Source organism: Yokenella regensburgei (assembly GCF_003634235.1).
In the GTDB taxonomy this organism is placed as follows: domain Bacteria; phylum Pseudomonadota; class Gammaproteobacteria; order Enterobacterales; family Enterobacteriaceae; genus Yokenella; species Yokenella regensburgei.
The window spans coordinates 2,183,272-2,202,146 of record NZ_RBIZ01000003.1; the positions used below are offsets into that span (position 1 = coordinate 2,183,272).

Genomic DNA, 18,875 nt, shown 5'->3' on the forward strand with positions numbered 1-18,875 from the left:
TATCGCAGCAAAATATTTACATTAAGCCAAACTAAATGCTAACAAACACACATAACACTGCCCACTAAAGCGGCAGACCATAACAACATCACAATGGGTATCACGAGCGTCTCCGGCGCTGATGATAAGGAGTAGGATATGCAATTACGTAAACTGGCTGCGGCAATGCTGGTCATGGGTGTGACCGCCGGTCTGGCCCATGCTGAAGACGCACCTGCTGCGGGCAGCACCCTGGATAAAATCGCCAAAAACGGCGTGATTGTCGTGGGGCACCGTGAGTCATCTGTTCCCTTCTCTTATTACGATAATCAGCAGCAGGTTGTTGGTTATTCTCAGGACTACTCCAACGCTATCGTTGATGCGATTAAAAAACAGCTCAACAAACCGGATCTGCAGGTCAAACTGATCCCGATTACCTCGCAGAACCGTATTCCGCTGCTGCAAAACGGCACCTTTGACTTTGAGTGTGGCTCCACCACCAACAACGTCGAGCGTCAGCAGCAGGCTGCATTCTCTGACACCATCTTCGTCGTCGGCACTCGTCTGCTGGTGAAGAAAGGTGGCGATATCAAAGATTTCCCGGACCTGAAAGGCAAAGCGGTTGTAGTGACCTCCGGGACGACCTCTGAAGTTCTGCTGCATAAGCTTAACGACGAGAAGAAAATGGATATGCGCATCATCAGCGCGAAAGACCACGGTGACTCGTTCCGTACGCTGGAAAGCGGTCGTGCTGTGGCGTTTATGATGGATGATGCCCTGCTGGCTGGCGAGCGCGCGAAAGCGAAGAAACCGGACAACTGGGAGATCGTCGGCACACCGCAGTCTAAAGAGGCTTACGGCTGCATGCTGCGTAAAGACGATCCGCAGTTCAAGAAGCTGATGGATGACACCATCGCGAAGGCGCAAACCTCAGGCGAAGCAGCCAAGTGGTTTGAAAAATGGTTCAAGAACCCGATTCCACCGAAAAACCTGAATATGAACTTTGAACTGTCCGACGACATGAAAGCGCTGTTCAAAGAACCGAACGACAAAGCACTGAACTAATCAAAAACAATAAGGGCGGGTTCGCCTGCCCTCTCGACTGCCGGGAAACACGGACAGACTATACGCTGAATGGTCGTTCCCCATTCAGCACGAAAATGACACAGCGTTCTTCACATTGAGCTGTAACAAAGCAGGGTGAAAGACGACGTGTTTCCCCAAAATAGTTCGGGCTGCAGCAAGGCGGCGACACTGTGAATCCCCGGGAGCTTACTCAAGTAAGTGACTGGGGTGAACGAGGAAAGCCAACGCGCCTGCGGCTTGAAGTATGAAGGGGAAAGGTTTCCTTAGCAGTCTTCGAGGGTAGCTCTGCTACCCTTTTTTTTCTGGAGTAGATTTATGTCTATAGACTGGAACTGGGGGATCTTCCTGCAACAGGCCCCGTTCGGCAACACCACTTACCTGGGCTGGCTATGGAGCGGCTTTCAGGTCACCGTCGCGCTATCCATTTCGGCATGGATTATCGCATTTCTTGTGGGCTCACTGTTTGGCATTCTGCGTACCGTTCCGAACCGCTTTCTCTCAGGCCTCGGCACGCTGTATGTTGAACTCTTCCGTAACGTTCCGCTGATTGTTCAGTTCTTTACCTGGTATCTGGTTATCCCTGAACTGCTGCCGGAAAACATCGGCACGTGGTTTAAATCAGAACTCGATCCGAACATTCAGTTTTTCCTCTCCTCTCTGTTTTGCCTGGGGCTGTTTACCGCTGCCCGCGTCTGCGAGCAGGTGCGCGCCGCCATCCAGTCGCTACCGCGTGGGCAAAAGAATGCTGGCCTGGCGATGGGGCTGACGCTGCCACAAACCTATCGCTATGTGCTGCTGCCGAACGCGTATCGCGTTATCGTGCCGCCAATGACCTCTGAGATGATGAACCTGGTGAAAAACTCGGCCATCGCTTCGACCATTGGTCTGGTGGATATGGCCGCTCAGGCGGGAAAGCTGCTGGATTACTCGGCGCATGCCTGGGAGTCCTTCACCGCCATCACTCTGGCTTATGTGCTCATCAACGCGGTCATTATGCTGGTCATGAGCCTGGTCGAACGTAAGATTCGCCTGCCCGGCAATCTGGGAGGCAAATAATGTACGATTTCGACTGGAGTTCTATCGTTCCTTCGATGCCTTACCTGCTGGCAGGTCTGGTCATTACGCTCAAGATTACCCTGACCGCGATCGTCATTGGGATCGTCTGGGGCACGATTCTTGCCGTCATGCGTCTGTCGACCTTCACACCGATTGCCTGGTTTGCGAAGGCCTACGTCAACATCTTCCGCTCCGTCCCGCTGGTGATGGTGCTGCTGTGGTTCTACCTGATTGTCCCGGGTTTTCTGCAAAACGTGCTCGGCCTGTCGCCGAAGACGGATATCCGTCTTATCTCGGCGATGGTGGCATTTTCCATGTTTGAAGCAGCCTACTACTCCGAAATCATCCGCGCCGGGATCCAGAGTATTTCGCGCGGACAATCAAGTGCTGCACTGGCGCTGGGGATGACCCACTGGCAGTCAATGCGGCTTATTATTCTGCCGCAGGCGTTCCGTGCAATGGTGCCGCTGCTGCTCACTCAGGGCATCGTTTTGTTCCAGGATACCTCACTGGTATACGTGCTGAGTCTGGCGGACTTCTTCCGTACCGCCTCTACCATTGGTGAACGTGACGGTACTCAGGTTGAAATGATCCTGTTTGCGGGTGCGGTTTACTTCGTGATTAGTTTAAGTGCATCGCTGTTGGTCAGCTGGTTGAAGAAAAGGACAGTACAATGATTACCCTGAAAAACGTTTCAAAATGGTATGGTCACTTTCAGGTGCTGACCGACTGCTCCACGGAAGTCAAAAAAGGCGAAGTCGTGGTGGTGTGCGGTCCTTCTGGCTCCGGGAAATCAACGCTCATCAAAACCGTGAACGGTCTCGAGCCGGTGCAGCAAGGTGAAATTATTGTGGCGGGAACGACCGTTAACGATAAAAAAACCGATCTCGCTAAGCTGCGTTCTAAGGTGGGTATGGTGTTCCAGCATTTTGAGCTGTTCCCGCATCTTTCCATCATCGAGAACCTGACCCTGGCGCAGGTGAAAGTGCTTAATCGTGATAAAACGGCAGCACGTCAGAAAGGGTTAAAACTGCTGGAGCGTGTTGGTCTTTCGGCTCACGCCGATAAATACCCGGCGCAGCTTTCCGGCGGTCAGCAGCAGCGCGTCGCCATTGCCCGCGCCCTGTGTATGGACCCTATTGCCATGCTGTTCGACGAACCTACCTCGGCGCTGGATCCGGAGATGATCAACGAAGTACTGGACGTGATGGTCGAGCTGGCAAACGAGGGGATGACGATGATGGTGGTCACCCACGAGATGGGCTTTGCCCGCAAAGTGGCAAACCGCGTTATCTTTATGGATGAAGGTAAAATTGTCGAAGACGTCGAAAAAGAAGCCTTCTTCGCCAATCCGAAATCCGATCGCGCCAAAGACTTCCTCGCCAAGATCCTGCACTGATCCACTCTAGCCGCCCCTCATCGCGAGGGGCGTTTTTATTTAAGGCTCAAACGGCCGGCGCTGGAACTGATCGTGCCCGCACTTCGGACACAGCGGCAGCACGTCCGGGGTGTACACTGCCAGATGGTAGTGACACTTCTCGCATACCAGATTGCCAAGCCCCACCACTTCTCCGCTGTGGTATACCCCGTGATGGTTGAGATCCTGGAACACTTCGCGCCACTCCAGCTGCGTTTTATCGGTAATATCCGCAAGTTCCTGCCAGAGGCTCTCTTTAATGACGCGCATAAAAACGCTGTCGTTCAGCTCCTCCTGGCTCTCTTCATAGCTACGAGCGAACTCTTCGAGATCGCGACGCACGGCGCGCGTGAGTTCTTCCACTTCCGTGCGCGTTAACTCTCCGGTCTGGATGACCCGCGCGCGCGCCTGCTCCACCAGCGCATCGATATCACGCTCGCCGTTACGCAGTCTTTCGGTCAACGTCGTCACCAGTTCACGATAATATTGAGCAACCTTGTTCATTGTTTCATCTCCCGGGCGGTTAACGTCTGATAATAATAGACGTTATTTACTCAGCGCTTTGTCAGCCAACACACAGACTACGTAAATATTCGCCGCGGCTTAATGTCGTGAAAGACTGTTTTGACGGGCACGTTTGGGCTATGCTATGCCGATCTGAAATATCATATCCATTGGCTACATTTGTAGCTGTACTGAAACAGGACCACTGGCTGCCATGCAAGAGCAATACCGCCCGGAAGAGATAGAATCGAAAGTCCAGCAACACTGGACAGACGCGCGCACATTTGAAGTGACCGAAGACAACAGCAAAGAAAAATACTATTGCCTGTCGATGCTACCTTATCCTTCTGGCCGACTACACATGGGCCACGTGCGTAACTACACCATCGGTGATGTGATTGCGCGCTACCAGCGAATGCTTGGTAAAAACGTTCTTCAGCCGATCGGCTGGGATGCGTTTGGTCTGCCGGCAGAAGGTGCGGCGGTGAAAAACAACACTGCGCCTGCGCCGTGGACCTACGACAACATCGCCTACATGAAAAACCAGCTCAAAATGCTGGGCTTCGGCTATGACTGGAGCCGCGAGCTGGCGACCTGTACCCCGGAATACTACCGTTGGGAGCAGAAATTCTTCACCGAGCTTTATAAGAAAGGCCTGGTGTACAAGAAGACCTCTTCGGTCAACTGGTGCCCGAACGACCAGACCGTTCTCGCCAACGAGCAGGTCATCGACGGCTGCTGCTGGCGCTGCGATACCAAAGTTGAGCGTAAAGAGATCCCGCAGTGGTTTATTAAAATCACCGCCTACGCTGACGAGCTGTTGAACGACCTGGATAAGCTGGATCACTGGCCGGATACGGTGAAGACCATGCAGCGTAACTGGATTGGTCGTTCTGAAGGGGTTGAAATCTCTTTCAACGTCAACAACTACGCCGACAAACTGACCGTTTACACCACCCGCCCGGATACCTTCATGGGCTGCACCTACCTGGCGGTAGCTGCGGGTCACCCGCTGGCGCAGCAGGCTGCAGCAAACAATCCAGAGCTGGCCGCGTTTATCGATGAATGCCGTAATACCAAAATGGCCGAAGCCGACATGGCGACCATGGAGAAAAAAGGCATCGACACCGGCTTTAAAGCGATTCATCCGCTGACCGGTGAAGAAATTCCGGTATGGGCGGCTAACTTCGTGCTGATGGAATACGGCACCGGTGCGGTGATGGCCGTTCCGGGTCACGACCAGCGCGATTACGAATTTGCGACCAAATATGGTCTGAACATCAAGCCGGTTATTCTGGCCGCCGATGGTTCTGAGCCGGACCTCTCCGAGCAGGCACTGACCGAGAAAGGCGTACTGTTTAACTCCGGTGAGTTTGACGGCCTGAGCCATGAAGCGGGCTTCAACGCGATTGCTGACAAACTGGCAGCGATGGGCGTGGGCGAGCGTAAAGTGAACTTCCGTCTACGTGACTGGGGCGTTTCCCGTCAGCGCTACTGGGGTGCACCGATCCCGATGGTCACCCTGGAAGACGGCACCGTAATGCCAACCCCGGAAGACCAACTGCCGGTGATTCTGCCGGAAGACGTAGTGATGGACGGTATCACCAGTCCGATCAAAGCCGATCCTGAGTGGGCGAAAACCACCGTGAACGGCATGCCTGCGCTGCGTGAAACTGACACCTTCGACACCTTTATGGAGTCCTCCTGGTACTACGCGCGTTACACCTGCCCGCAGTACAACGACGGAATGCTGGATCCGAATGCCGCCAACTACTGGCTGCCGGTCGATATCTACATCGGTGGTATCGAACACGCCATCATGCACCTGCTCTACTTCCGCTTCTTCCACAAACTGATGCGCGACGCGGGTATGGTCAACTCTGACGAACCGGCTAAACAGCTGCTGTGTCAGGGCATGGTACTGGCAGACGCCTTCTACTACGTCGGCGACAACGGCGAGCGTAACTGGGTTTCCCCGGTTGATGCCATCGTTGAGCGCGACGAAAAGGGCCGTATCGTGAAAGCGAAAGACGCGGCAGGCCATGAGCTGGTGTATACCGGCATGAGCAAAATGTCGAAGTCGAAAAACAACGGCATCGACCCGCAGGTGATGGTTGAACGTTATGGCGCAGACACCGTTCGTCTGTTCATGATGTTTGCTTCCCCGGCAGATATGACGCTCGAATGGCAGGAATCTGGCGTTGAAGGGGCCAACCGCTTCCTGAAGCGTGTCTGGAAACTGGTTTACGAGCACACTTCCCGGGGCCCGGTTGCAGCACTGAACGTCGCTGCGCTGAGCGAAGACCAGCAGGCTCTGCGCCGCGATGTCCACAAAGCCATTGCCAAAGTAACCGATGACGTCGGTCGTCGTCAGACCTTCAACACCGCTATTGCGGCGATTATGGAGCTGATGAACAAGCTGGCTAAAGCTCCGCTTGAAGGTGAGCAGGACAGAGCGTTGATGCAGGAAGCACTGCTGGCGGTCGTACGTATGCTTAACCCGTTCACCCCGCACGCGAGCTTCACGCTGTGGCAGGAACTGGGCGGCGAAGGCGATATCGACAACGCGCCGTGGCCGGTCGCAGACGAACAAGCGATGGTGGAAAACTCAACGCTGGTTGTGGTCCAGGTAAATGGTAAAGTTCGTGGTAAAATTACCGTTCCGGTTGATGCAACTGAAGAACAGGTTCGTGAGCGCGCAGGCCAGGAACATCTGGTGGCGAAATATCTTGAGGGTGTTACCGTACGTAAAGTGATTTACGTTCCAGGTAAACTGCTCAACCTGGTCGTTGGCTAAGCGCGGGAGGAAGCGTGCGATATCTGGCAACATTATTGGTAACGTTGGCGGTGCTGGTCACCGCCGGGTGTGGCTGGCACCTGCGTAGCACTACGCAGGTCCCGGAAAACATGAAAACCATGATCCTGGATTCCAGCGATCCGAACGGTCCGTTTACCCGTGCAGTACGCAACCAGCTGCGCCTGAACGACATTAAACTGGTCGAGAGCAGCGCTACGCGTAAAGACATTCCGTCACTGCGTCTTGGTACTGCAATCATCTCCCAGGATACCGCGTCAGTCTTCCAGAACGGTCAGACCGCGGAATACCAGATGGTGATGATTGCTTCAGCAAGCGTGCTGATCCCGGGTCACGACATCTATCCAATCAGCACCAGGGTTTATCGTTCATTCTTCGATAACCCGCAGGCCGCGCTGGCGAAAGATGCTGAGCAGCAGATAATCATTCAGGAAATGTACGATAAAGCCGCTGAGCAGCTGATTCGTCAGCTCCCGAGCGTTCGCATTGCGGATACCGAAGAGAGCAAAACTCAGACCCCGGTTAAGGTCACTGAACCCGCAAAACCGGCTTCACGTGTCTCTACCACCCTGGGTAACTGATGATTCGGCTCTACCCTGAACAACTCCGCGCGCAGCTCTCCGAAGGGCTGCGCGCGGCGTATCTATTACTTGGTAACGATCCTCTACTTCTTCAGGAAAGCCAGGATGCGGTCCGTCAGGTGGCGGCTACACAGGGCTTTGACGAGCACCACACCGTCACGATTGATACCAGCACCGACTGGAACGCGTTATTTTCTCTGTGCCAGGCGATGAGCCTTTTCGCCAGTCGGCAAACCATACTGTTACTGCTGCCGGAGAACGGCCCAAACGCGGCGATTAACGAGCAACTGGCCACCCTTGTCAGCCTGCTGCATGACGATTTGCTGCTGATTTGTCGGGGTAACAAATTCACCAAAGCGCAGGAAAATGCCGCATGGGTAACCTCGCTGGCTAACCGCGCGGTTCAGGTGAGCTGTCAGACGCCGGAACAGACGCAGCTGCCACGCTGGCTGGGTTCCCGAGCAAAACAGATGAACCTTCAGCTTGACGACGCCGCAAGCCAGCTTTTGTGTTACTGCTACGAGGGCAACCTGCTGGCGCTTGCCCAGGCGCTGGAGCGGCTGTCACTACTCTGGCCGGACGGCAAACTGACTCTGCCGCGCGTTGAGCAAGCGGTAAACGATGCCGCCCACTTTACCCCCTTCCACTGGGTTGATGCCCTGTTGGCCGGCAAGAGTAAGCGCGCGTTGCATATCCTGCAGCAACTGCGTCTTGAAGGGAGTGAGCCGGTGATTCTGCTGCGCACCGTGCAGCGAGAACTGTTGCTGCTGGTCACGCTGAAACGCCATTCTACCCAGACCCCACTGCGCACATTGCTCGATAAACACCGGGTCTGGCAGAACCGTCGTCCACTGGTGACCGACGCGGTCAACCGTATGAGCGCCGAACAACTACGCCAGGCCGTTACCCTGCTCAGCCGCACGGAGCTGACACTGAAGCAGGACTACGGACAGTCGGTGTGGTCTGAACTGGAAAGCCTTTCTCTGCTACTCTGTCATAAGGCACTGGCAGACGTTTTTATTAATGGCTGATATGACCTCATTACAGGCGATGTACGGCGGTACCTTCGATCCGGTGCACTACGGGCACCTCAAACCGGTTGAGATCCTCGCGAACCAGATTGGGCTGACGAAAGTTATCATCATGCCCAACAACGTTCCTCCCCATCGGCCCCAGCCGGAAGCCAGTAGCGCGCAGCGAAAACGCATGCTGGAACTGGCCATCGCCGATAAACCGCTGTTTGTCCTCGACGAGCGTGAACTCAAACGCAATGCCCCCTCCTGGACCGCGCAGACGCTGGCCGAATGGCGCGAAGAGCAGGGCCCCGACGCACCACTGGCATTTATTATTGGTCAGGATTCACTACTGAATTTCCCGACGTGGCATCAGTATGAAACCATTCTCGATAATGCCCACCTTATCGTCTGTCGCCGTCCGGGCTATCCGCTGGCGATGAAAGAAGAACAGCATCAGCTTTGGCTGGAACAACATCTGACCTTCAATGCGGAAAACCTGCATACGCAGCCCGCCGGTAAGATTTACCTTGCCGAAACCCCGTGGTTTGATATTTCCGCTACGCTTATTCGCGAACGCCTGCAGCGCGGTGAACCCTGCGAGGCGCTGCTGCCGGAGGCGGTACTCACCTATATTCATCAACAGGGGCTATACCAGCACGGTTGATGCTCTGCCAGGAGGCAATAATGAAGTTGTGGCTGATTCGTCATGGAGAAACCGACGCTAACGTGGCAGGGGTTTACAGCGGCCACGCTCCCACCGCGTTAACACCACGCGGCATTGCCCAGGCACAGCAACTTAACCAGCTTTTGCACAACATTCCCTTCGATAGCGTCCTGTGCAGCGAGCTTGCTCGCGCCCGGCACACGGCGGAGCTTGCGCTCGCTGGTCGTGACTATGCCCTGAGCCTCACTCCGCTGTTAAATGAAATGTATTTTGGCGACTGGGAGATGCGCCATCACCGCGATCTTACCGTTGAGGACAGTGACAACTATGCCGCCTGGTGTGCTGACTGGCAGCACGCTGTTCCCACTAACGGCGAAGGTTTTCAGCAGTTCTCCGCGAGGGTGAGTCAGTTTATTACCTCACTGAGTGAGTATCGTGCGCATCAGAACGTACTGGTGGTCAGCCATCAGGGCGTATTAAGCCTGTTGACCGCCCTGCTCCTCAACATGCCCGCCGCCTCAATGTGGCACTTCCCTATTGCCCAGGGAGCCTGGAGCCGAATCGATATTCACGACGATTTCGCCACGCTTAAGGTGCTCAACAGTCGTGCAATTTATGAGAAAGCGGCAAGTTAACGTTATTTTCTGCTGCCGCCCACGCCTGGACCATTGACACGCCGGGACAGGCTGCTATTCTCCGCAGCCGGGCTATCCCCTCACACTGATTTACAGAAATTGTTTTACAAAAATGGCGATGCATTCATTGCCGATGGATGGGATGATAGCCAACCTTAAAATTCGTCTGGTGACATTTGTCCCGACATCGCCGCCAGTTCAGGTATACTGTTCGGCTGTTTACTGCTGTTATTTTTTTAGTTACCAGGGGGAACTCTTGCAGGGTAAAGCACTCCAGGATTTTGTGATCGACAAAATTGATGACCTGAAAGGTCAGGATATTCTCGCCATCGACGTTAAGGGCAAATCCAGCATCACCGATTGCATGGTTATTTGCACCGGCACGTCTACACGCCACGTCATGTCTATCGCGGACCACGTTGTTCAGGAATCCCGCGCAGCTGGCCTGCTCCCGCTTGGCACCGAAGGCGAAAGTGTCGCCGACTGGATCGTTGTTGATTTAGGCGATGTCATTGTCCATGTCATGCAGGAAGAGAGTCGTCGCCTGTATGAACTGGAAAAACTCTGGGGTTAATGCGTGAAGCTGCAGCTGGTCGCCGTTGGCACCAAAATGCCGGACTGGGTTCAGACGGGTTTTACCGAGTATCTGCGTCGTTTTCCGAAAGATATGCCATTCGAACTGGTGGAGATCCCCGCCGGAAAACGCGGTAAAAACGCAGATATTAAGCGCATCCTCGAAAAAGAGGGTGAGCTGATGCTGGCAGCTGCAGGCAAAAATCGCATTGTGACCCTTGATATCCCGGGTAAGCCCTGGGATACGCCCCAGCTGGCGCGCGAGCTGGAACGCTGGAAACAGGATGGCCGCGATGTCAGCCTGCTTATCGGGGGCCCGGAAGGGTTATCTCCCGCCTGCAAAGCCGCCGCCGAGCAAAGTTGGTCTCTCTCCACCCTGACGCTCCCTCATCCGCTGGTTCGGGTGCTGGTCGCAGAAAGCCTGTACCGGGCGTGGAGCATTACCACCAACCACCCTTACCACCGCGAGTAATGATGACCAGGGTAGATTAAGCAGCGGATGAAACTACAGAATTCTTTTCGCGACTATACGGCTGAGTCCGCGCTGTTTGTGCGCCGGGCACTGGTCGCTTTTACCGGGATCTTGCTGCTTACCGGTGTGCTGATTGCCAACCTTTATAATCTGCAGATTGTCCGTTTCACCGATTATCAAACCCGCTCTAACGAAAACCGTATCAAGCTGGTACCGATCCCGCCCAGTCGCGGCATCATCTATGACCGCAACGGGACACCACTGGCGCTCAACCGCACCATCTATCAGCTGGAAATGATGCCGGAGAAGGTCGATAACGTACAGCAGACGCTTGATGCCCTGCGCAGTGTCGTTGATCTTACTGACGACGATATCGCTGGCTTTAAAAAAGAGCGCTCGCGCTCGCACCGCTTCACCTCCATTCCGGTCAAAACCAACCTTACGGAAGTTCAGGTAGCGCGTTTTGCCGTCAATCAGTACCGCTTCCCGGGTGTAGAGGTAAAAGGCTATAAACGCCGCTATTATCCTTACGGCTCCGCGTTAACCCACGTCATTGGCTACGTGTCCAAAATCAACGATAAAGACGTTGAACGTCTGGATAAAGACGGCAAACTCGCCAACTATGCCGCGACGCATGATATCGGTAAGTTGGGAATCGAACGCTATTACGAAGATGTGCTGCACGGTCAGACCGGTTATGAAGAGGTCGAGGTGAATAACCGTGGGCGCGTCATCCGTCAGTTGAAAGAAGTCCCGCCACAGGCCGGACATGACATCTACCTGACGCTGGATCTGAAGCTGCAGCAGTATATTGAAACGCTGCTCGCGGGCAGCCGTGCCGCCGTGGTGGTAACCGATCCACGCTCCGGCGGCGTGCTGGCATTGGTCTCCATGCCAAGCTATGACCCGAACCTGTTTGTCGATGGTATTTCCAGCAAAGATTACTCCGGGCTGCTGAACGACCCGAACACCCCGCTGGTGAACCGTGCAACCCAGGGCGTGTACCCACCGGCTTCGACGGTGAAACCGTACGTCGCCGTTTCCGCGCTAAGCGCTGGCGTAATTACCCGCAATACCGGCCTGTTTGACCCGGGCTGGTGGCAGTTACCGGGGTCAGATAAACGCTACCGCGACTGGAAAAAATGGGGACACGGTCATCTGAACGTCACTAAGGCGCTGGAGGAATCTGCGGATACCTTCTTCTACCAGGTGGCATATGACATGGGGATTGACCGCCTTTCGCAGTGGATGAGCAAATTTGGCTACGGCAAATACACCGGTATAGATCTCTCCGAAGAGCGCTCCGGGAACATGCCCACCCGCGAATGGAAGCTCAAACGCTTTAAGAAACCATGGTATCAGGGTGACACCATTCCGGTTGGTATCGGCCAGGGCTACTGGACCGCAACACCAATTCAGATGAGCAAAGCGCTGATGATCCTAATCAACGACGGGGTGGTGAAAGTGCCGCACCTGCTGATGAGCACCGTTGAAGAAGGTAAAAAAGTGCCGTGGCAGCAGCCGCAGGAAGCGCCGGTGGGTGATATTCACTCCGGCTTCTGGGAAATTGCCAAAGATGGGATGTATGGTGTAGCGAACCGAGGTAACGGTACAGCGCATAAGTACTTTGCCAGCGCCCCTTATAAAATTGCGGCGAAATCCGGTACCGCCCAGGTCTTTGGCCTGAAGGCGAATGAAACCTATAACGCGCACCGCATTGCTGAACGTCTGCGTGACCACAAGCTCATGACGGCTTTCGCCCCTTACGATAACCCTCAGGTCGCCGTGGCGATGATTCTGGAGAACGGTGGTGCTGGCCCGGCGGTCGGGACCATCATGCGTCAGATCCTCGATCACATCATGCTTGGCGATAACAATACCTCGCTGCCTGCGGAAAACCCGGCAGCCGCCGCCGGGGAGGACCAATAATCATGACGGATAATCCGAACAAAAAATCGTTCTGGGATAAGATTCATATCGACCCGACGATGTTACTGATCCTGCTGGCGCTGCTGGTGTACAGCGCGCTGGTTATCTGGAGTGCCAGTGGTCAGGACATTGGCATGATGGAGCGTAAAATTGGCCAGATAGCCATGGGGCTTGTCATCATGGTGGTGATGGCGCAAATTCCCCCCCGCGTTTACGAAGGGTGGGCACCGTGGCTGTACATCTTCTGTATTATTCTGCTGGTTGCGGTAGATGCCTTCGGCGCGATATCTAAAGGTGCACAGCGCTGGCTCGATCTCGGTATTGTGCGTTTCCAGCCTTCGGAAATTGCCAAAATCGCCGTACCGCTGATGGTGGCGCGCTTTATTAACCGCGATGTCTGTCCGCCCTCGCTCAAAAACACCGCTATCGCACTGGTGCTGATTTTCCTGCCTACGCTGCTGGTTGCCGCACAGCCTGACCTTGGGACCTCGATTCTTATCGCCCTGTCCGGCCTGTTTGTGCTGTTCCTCTCCGGGCTTAGCTGGCGCCTGATTGGTATTGCGGTGGTACTGATAGCCGCCTTCATCCCGATACTCTGGTTCTTCCTGATGCACGATTATCAGCGCCAGCGCGTGATGATGTTGCTCGATCCGGAAACCGATCCGCTCGGCGCGGGCTATCATATTATTCAGTCTAAAATTGCGATTGGTTCCGGCGGCTTACGTGGTAAAGGCTGGCTGCACGGCACCCAGTCGCAGCTCGAATTCTTACCCGAGCGTCATACCGACTTTATCTTCGCGGTTCTTGCTGAAGAGTTGGGACTCATCGGTATTCTTATTTTGCTTGCGCTGTATGTGCTGTTGATTATGCGCGGGCTGTGGGTCGCGGCTCAGGCCCAGACCACCTTTGGCCGCGTTATGGCCGGTGGTTTAATGTTGATTTTATTCGTTTATGTGTTCGTAAATATTGGTATGGTAAGTGGTATTCTGCCGGTGGTTGGCGTTCCGCTACCGCTCGTCAGCTACGGGGGCTCAGCCCTGATAGTACTCATGGCCGGGTTTGGTATAGTCATGTCTATCCACACCCACAGAAAAATGTTGTCGAAAAGTGTGTAAGGGGTACGCAATGCGTAAGATTTGGCTCGGAGTCTGCATCGCCGCGGGATTGCTGGCGGGTTGCACCAGTGATGATGTTCAACAGCAGAGCGTATCCACACCACAACCTGCCGTGTGTAATGGCCCAACGGTAGAAATTAGCGGCGCTGACCCGCGTTTTGAACCGCTGAACGCCACAGCAAACCAGGACTACCAGCGTGACGGTAAAAGCTACAAAATCGTCCAGGATCCGTCCCGTTTTACCCAGTCCGGCTTCGCCGCGATTTATGACGCAGAGCCGGGCAGCAACCTGACCGCCTCGGGTGAAGCGTTTGATCCGATGCAATTAACTGCCGCACATCCGACGCTGCCAATTCCAAGCTATGTTCGCGTCACTAACCTGGCTAACGGGCGTATGCTGGTGGTGCGCATTAACGATCGCGGGCCATATGGCAACGACCGTGTGATTTCACTTTCCCGCGCCGCCGCCGATCGCCTGAACACGTCGAACAACACCAAAGTGCGGATCGACCCAATCGTGGTTGCACCGGACGGTTCGCTTTCCGGCCCGGGTATGGCCTGTACGACGGTAGCAAAACAGACCTATGCCCTGCCCTCCCGCCCGGACCTCAGCGGCGGAATGGGAAGTGCTTCTGGTGCACCGCAGGCTCAGTCTCCTCAGGGCGACGTGCGTGCGATCAGTAACTCAACGCTGACGCCTGAAGATAGTACCGGTGCGCCGGTCAACAGCAGTGGCTTCCTCGGCGCGCCGACGCCGCTGAATAATGGCGTACTGGAAGGCAGCGAACCACCAGCCGCTCCGGCAACACCGCCGGTCAGTGCTCCGGTCGCGCAAAGCGCAGCGCCGGTTGCGGCCACCGCCGTCGCCGCCGCAGCGGTGACCAGCAGCAGCACGTCCGCCGCTGGCAGCTATGTCGTTCAGGTTGGTGCTGTTAGTGATCAGACCCGGGCGCAGCAGTACCAGCAGCGTTTGAGCCAACAGTTTTCCGCCCCAGGCCGTGTCACGCAAAACGGTGCGGTCTGGCGTATTCAGATGGGACCATTCGGTAGCAAAAGCGAAGCCAGCGCGCTTCAGCAACGCTTACAGAGTGAGGCTCAACTGCAATCATTTATTACTCGAGCCAACTAAACTCAGGCCCGAACAGGCATCCACCGTCTTCGCGCATGTAAAAGTCATTAACAATCTCGTGCGCAATGTCGGATGCCTGCCCATAGGGCATTTGTTATAGTAAGGCACTTTTTTAACTCCATCACGGATGTCGTTTTCCATACCATGAAGACCACTTTTTTTGCTCGTTTCATCATTACGGCACTCTCCGTTGCAGCGCTCTCTTCCGCTGCCCACGCTGATGACCTGAATATCAAAACCATGATCCCAGGCGTCCCGCAGATTGATGCTGAATCCTATATCCTGATCGATTACAACTCAGGTAAAGTCCTGGCTGAACAGAACGCCGACGAGCGCCGCGACCCGGCCAGCCTGACCAAAATGATGACCAGCTACGTTATCGGCCAGGCAATGAAAGCCGGCAAATTTAAAGAAACCGATCTGGTCACCGTGGGTAACGATGCCTGGGCAACGGGTAACCCGGTGTTCAAAGGCTCTTCCCTGATGTTCCTGAAACCTGGCATGCAGGTACCGGTTTCCCAGCTTATTCGCGGGATCAACCTGCAGTCTGGTAACGACGCCTGTGTGGCGATGGCCGACTATGTTGCCGGCAGCCAGGACGCCTTCGTCGGGCTGATGAATAGCTACGTGAGCGCCCTCGGCCTGAAAAACACCCATTTCCAGACCGTTCATGGCCTGGATGCCGATGGTCAGTACAGTTCAGCCCGTGATATGGCCACCATCGGTCAGTCTCTGATCCGCGATGTTCCGAACGAGTACAACATCTATCGTGAGAAGGAATTTACCTTCAACGGTATTCGTCAGCTCAACCGTAACGGCCTGCTGTGGGACAACAGCCTGAACGTTGACGGCATCAAAACCGGTCACACCGATAAAGCGGGTTACAACCTGGTGGCTTCCGCTACCGAAGGTCAGATGCGCCTGATTTCCGCCGTGATGGGTGGTCGCACTTACAAAGGCCGCGAGACCGAGAGCAAAAAACTGCTGACCTGGGGCTTCCGTTTCTTTGAAACCGTAAGCCCGCTGAAAGCAGGTAAAGAGTTCGCCTCTGAACCGGCCTGGTTTGGTGACAGCGATCGTGCCTCTCTTGGCGTGGATAAAGACGTTTACCTGACTATCCCGCGCGGCCGTATGAAAGATCTGAAGGCCAGCTACGTGTTAAACAACACCGAGCTGCATGCACCGCTGCAGAAAAACCAGGTTGTGGGTACGATTAACTTCCAGCTGGATGGTAAAACCATCGACCAGCGCCCACTGGTGGTACTGCAGGAGATCCCGGAAGGGAACTTCTTCGGCAAAATCATTGATTACATTAAATTAATGTTCCATCACTGGTTTGGTTAAAAATTGCACACTTGAAAGTGTGATTTCCATCCCCATATAATACCTATCAGAAACATTACTCCCGCGCCTGACGCGGGAGTAATTCTTTATACCATCGGAGCTGACATGAAAACCAAACTTAACGAACTGCTTGAATTCCCTACACCGTTTACCTACAAGGTAATGGGTCTGGCGAAGCCTGAGCTGGTTGATCAGGTGGTGGAAGTGGTACAGCGCCATGCGCCAGGTGATTACTCTCCGCAGATAAAGCCAAGCAGCAAAGGCAATTACCACTCTGTCTCCATCACCATTACGGCCACGCATATTGAGCAGGTTGAGACACTGTACGAAGAGTTAGGCAACATCGAAATCGTACGTATGGTGCTGTAATACCGTTGTTACCCGGCCCTGCCGGGTAACTTCCCCCTTCCCTGTGATATACTCCCGGCCACTGTTTTTCCTCCTCTGCGAGATACTGCTGTGGACCACGCTAAAATCCTCATCCGCCAACTCGGGCTGCAACCCTACGAACCCGTTTCTCAGGCGATGCACGACTTCACTGATAATCGCGATGAATCTACGCTGGACGAAATCTGGCTGGTAGAGCACCTTCCGGTGTTTACTCAGGGCCAGGCGGGCAAAGCCGAGCATGTTCTTGCTGCGGGCGATATCCCGGTGATTCAGAGCGACCGCGGCGGTCAGGTAACCTATCATGGGCCAGGACAGCAGGTGATGTACGTGCTGCTGAATTTGAAGCGACGGAAACTGGGCGTACGCGAGCTGGTTACACTTCTGGAGCAGACGGTAGTCAATACGCTGGCTGAGTATCAGATTGCAGCACATCCACGTGCTGACGCACCGGGCGTTTACGTCGGTGATGATAAAATCTGTTCGCTGGGGCTGCGCATACGTAAAGGATGCTCTTTCCACGGTCTGGCGTTGAACATTGCTATGGACCTTACGCCCTTCTTACGCATCAATCCCTGCGGCTATGCCGGGATGCAGATGGTACAAATGTTACAATGGAAGCCTGATGCCAGCGTGGAAAATATCGCCCCGGTACTGGTTTCTAATTTTTTAGCTCTGCTAAACAATCCACCGCACGAATATATTACTGCTTAATATATCATACATAACGACCCGATATTTTGTCGGGTCCGCCTTCCTTTAGCCTGTAACCCCTTTACTTCCCTCGAGACTTTCTATATTTTTTCTCCGCCCGTCTGCCGTTTAAAAAGCGTGGGCTAAGAAATCTTTACAATCGAAGCAGTCAGGCCGGGATAGACGTATATTTACACTCACTCAATCCATTGACAAAAAAGCAAAAAATGTCTACCTCTGCAACACACCATCGCCAAATAGATAATAACAAATAATAGATTTTCAACTATCATTCATATTGTGAATGAATACGGAGCAACAGTGTGGAATATAACGATCTTCCGGAAAACAGAATAACGCAGCGACGTGAGAGTGACACGCCGCAAATCTTTCGCACGTTGCGTAATATTGACCTGAACTTGCTGACTATTTTTGAAGCAGTATATGTACACAAAGGTATCGTTAACGCTGCGAAAATTCTGAATCTCACCCCTTCGGCTATTAGTCAGTCAATTCAGAAATTACGCACCATATTTCCCGACCCGCTATTTATTCGCAAAGGTCAGGGGGTAACGCCAACGGCGTATGCTACCCATCTGCATGAGTACATCAGCCAGGGGCTGGAGTCGATTCTTGGCGCACTTGACCTCACCGGAAGCTATGACAAGCAGCGTACCATTACCATCGGCACGCCCCCTTCTGTGGGTGCTGTGGTCATGCCTGAGATCTACCAAACCGTCAAACAGCATTTTCCACAGTTGCTTATCAGGAACGTTGCTGTCACCGATGCGCCGAACCAGCTCGGACAGTTCCAGACCGATTTAATCATCGACAGCTGTATCCACAGCGCACGCACCATTAGCCACCATGCGCTTTACAGCGACAGCCTGGTGCTGGCATGCCGTGAAAACCATCCTATCCTTGCGCGCAAAGCCACGCCGGAGACGCTTAACGACTACGAATTCACGCTGCTGATGCTGGAAGGGCAAACGCAGGTAGACCTGCGAAGAAGAATGCAGGATATGTTCCCGGATCGCCAGGTCAGCTTCAGTAGCTACAATCTGTTTACCGTTGCCGCGCTCGTGGGTACCAGCGACTTATTGGGACTCATGCCGGGTCGCTTCTTCACGCTCTTTGAAAAATGCTGGCCATTGAAGAAGATCCACTACCCGCCTCTGCAGGAAGAACAGATCGAGTTTTCACTGCACTATAACAAACTCAGTCTGCGCGACCCGATACTGCAGAATCTGATCACCGTTATTCGCCAGACCTTTTAGCACACTACCCGCAGGCATACTGCTGCGGGATGCAGGTTAAAGCGCATTAAACAACAACAACTATTTTACAATTTGCGGGTGAGCGGGCTGCTTTGTCACCCGTTTCAATGGTATACTGCCTGTCATGAATTCAAAAATAGTTGATAAATACAACATTCCCTTGAATTGCAACGCTTTCCTTCTGTTTCTCGCAACTGGAACAC

The 18,875-nt window shown here is 54.1% G+C and carries 19 protein-coding genes; 18 read left to right on the forward strand and 1 reads right to left on the reverse strand.

Annotation, left to right across the window (positions count from 1 at the left end; translation table 11 throughout):
- Positions 1-138: 138 nt before the first annotated feature.
- From C7387_RS10710 to C7387_RS10725, 4 genes are all read left to right on the forward strand, one after another.
- Positions 139-1,044 carry an amino acid ABC transporter substrate-binding protein gene (locus C7387_RS10710; protein WP_006819024.1) on the forward strand — a complete coding sequence of 302 codons (906 nt, stop codon included), beginning with the start codon at positions 139-141 and terminating at the stop codon, positions 1,042-1,044.
- Between the two features lie 336 nt (positions 1,045-1,380).
- Positions 1,381-2,121, forward strand: coding sequence for an amino acid ABC transporter permease (locus C7387_RS10715; protein ID WP_006819023.1), 741 nt, complete (start codon positions 1,381-1,383; stop codon positions 2,119-2,121).
- The gene (gene gltK, locus C7387_RS10720) at positions 2,121-2,798 is read left to right on the forward strand and encodes a glutamate/aspartate ABC transporter permease GltK (RefSeq protein WP_006819022.1); all 678 of its coding nucleotides are present in this window, start codon (positions 2,121-2,123) and stop codon (positions 2,796-2,798) included. Before C7387_RS10715 ends, gltK begins: the two co-directional genes overlap by 1 nt.
- On the forward strand, positions 2,795-3,520 hold the full coding sequence (locus C7387_RS10725; protein WP_006819021.1) for an amino acid ABC transporter ATP-binding protein: 726 nt from the start codon (positions 2,795-2,797) through the stop codon (positions 3,518-3,520). The genes gltK and C7387_RS10725 overlap by 4 nt, the downstream gene beginning before the upstream one ends.
- A 39-nt stretch (positions 3,521-3,559) precedes the next feature.
- Here the strand turns inward: C7387_RS10725 and C7387_RS10730 are convergent, their stop codons facing one another.
- Positions 3,560-4,042: a zinc ribbon-containing protein gene (locus C7387_RS10730; protein WP_006819020.1), complete on the reverse strand. Its 483-nt coding sequence runs from the start codon at positions 4,040-4,042 to the stop codon at positions 3,560-3,562.
- 214 nt (positions 4,043-4,256) lie between these two features.
- Here C7387_RS10730 and leuS point away from each other — a divergent pair, with 214 nt between their 5' ends.
- The 14 genes from leuS to C7387_RS10800 all read left to right on the forward strand — a co-directional run bounded on the left by leuS (position 4,257) and on the right by C7387_RS10800 (position 18,672).
- A complete protein-coding gene (gene leuS, locus C7387_RS10735) occupies positions 4,257-6,839 on the forward strand; it encodes a leucine--tRNA ligase (RefSeq protein ID WP_120816641.1) in 2,583 nt (860 codons plus the stop codon).
- Positions 6,840-6,853: 14 nt separating this feature from the next.
- Positions 6,854-7,438, forward strand: a complete 585-nt coding sequence (gene lptE / locus C7387_RS10740; protein ID WP_040903405.1) for an LPS assembly lipoprotein LptE — start codon at positions 6,854-6,856, stop codon at positions 7,436-7,438.
- Positions 7,438-8,469, forward strand: a complete 1,032-nt coding sequence (gene holA, locus C7387_RS10745; RefSeq protein WP_006819017.1) for a DNA polymerase III subunit delta — start codon at positions 7,438-7,440, stop codon at positions 8,467-8,469. The genes lptE and holA overlap by 1 nt, the downstream gene beginning before the upstream one ends.
- Before the next feature lies 1 nt (position 8,470).
- Positions 8,471-9,118 (forward strand): nicotinate-nucleotide adenylyltransferase, encoded by a 648-nt coding sequence (gene nadD, locus C7387_RS10750; RefSeq protein ID WP_087943296.1) that lies wholly within the window; start codon positions 8,471-8,473, stop codon positions 9,116-9,118.
- 20 nt (positions 9,119-9,138) lie between these two features.
- Entirely contained in the window at positions 9,139-9,753 is a 615-nt protein-coding gene (locus C7387_RS10755) for an adenosylcobalamin/alpha-ribazole phosphatase (RefSeq protein ID WP_038254734.1), read from the forward strand.
- A 256-nt stretch (positions 9,754-10,009) separates the two neighbouring features.
- Entirely contained in the window at positions 10,010-10,327 is a 318-nt protein-coding gene (gene rsfS, locus C7387_RS10760) for a ribosome silencing factor (RefSeq protein ID WP_038254731.1), read from the forward strand.
- Between the two features lie 3 nt (positions 10,328-10,330).
- Positions 10,331-10,798, forward strand: a complete 468-nt coding sequence (gene rlmH / locus C7387_RS10765; RefSeq protein WP_006819013.1) for a 23S rRNA (pseudouridine(1915)-N(3))-methyltransferase RlmH — start codon at positions 10,331-10,333, stop codon at positions 10,796-10,798.
- Between the two features lie 27 nt (positions 10,799-10,825).
- Positions 10,826-12,727 (forward strand): peptidoglycan DD-transpeptidase MrdA, encoded by a 1,902-nt coding sequence (gene mrdA, locus C7387_RS10770; protein ID WP_006819012.1) that lies wholly within the window; start codon positions 10,826-10,828, stop codon positions 12,725-12,727.
- Positions 12,728-12,729: 2 nt separating this feature from the next.
- Entirely contained in the window at positions 12,730-13,842 is a 1,113-nt protein-coding gene (mrdB, locus tag C7387_RS10775; protein ID WP_006819011.1) for a peptidoglycan glycosyltransferase MrdB, read from the forward strand.
- A gap of 10 nt (positions 13,843-13,852) precedes the next feature.
- Positions 13,853-14,971: an endolytic peptidoglycan transglycosylase RlpA gene (rlpA, locus tag C7387_RS10780; RefSeq protein ID WP_038254728.1), complete on the forward strand. Its 1,119-nt coding sequence runs from the start codon at positions 13,853-13,855 to the stop codon at positions 14,969-14,971.
- Between the two features lie 144 nt (positions 14,972-15,115).
- The gene (dacA, locus tag C7387_RS10785) at positions 15,116-16,315 is read left to right on the forward strand and encodes a D-alanyl-D-alanine carboxypeptidase DacA (RefSeq protein WP_006819009.1); all 1,200 of its coding nucleotides are present in this window, start codon (positions 15,116-15,118) and stop codon (positions 16,313-16,315) included.
- Between the two features lie 105 nt (positions 16,316-16,420).
- On the forward strand, positions 16,421-16,684 hold the full coding sequence (gene ybeD, locus C7387_RS10790) for a DUF493 family protein YbeD (protein WP_006819008.1): 264 nt from the start codon (positions 16,421-16,423) through the stop codon (positions 16,682-16,684).
- Between the two features lie 90 nt (positions 16,685-16,774).
- Entirely contained in the window at positions 16,775-17,416 is a 642-nt protein-coding gene (gene lipB / locus C7387_RS10795; protein ID WP_006819007.1) for a lipoyl(octanoyl) transferase LipB, read from the forward strand.
- A 302-nt stretch (positions 17,417-17,718) separates the two neighbouring features.
- A complete protein-coding gene (locus tag C7387_RS10800) occupies positions 17,719-18,672 on the forward strand; it encodes a YbeF family transcriptional regulator (protein WP_006819006.1) in 954 nt (317 codons plus the stop codon).
- Positions 18,673-18,875 lie beyond the last annotated feature (203 nt).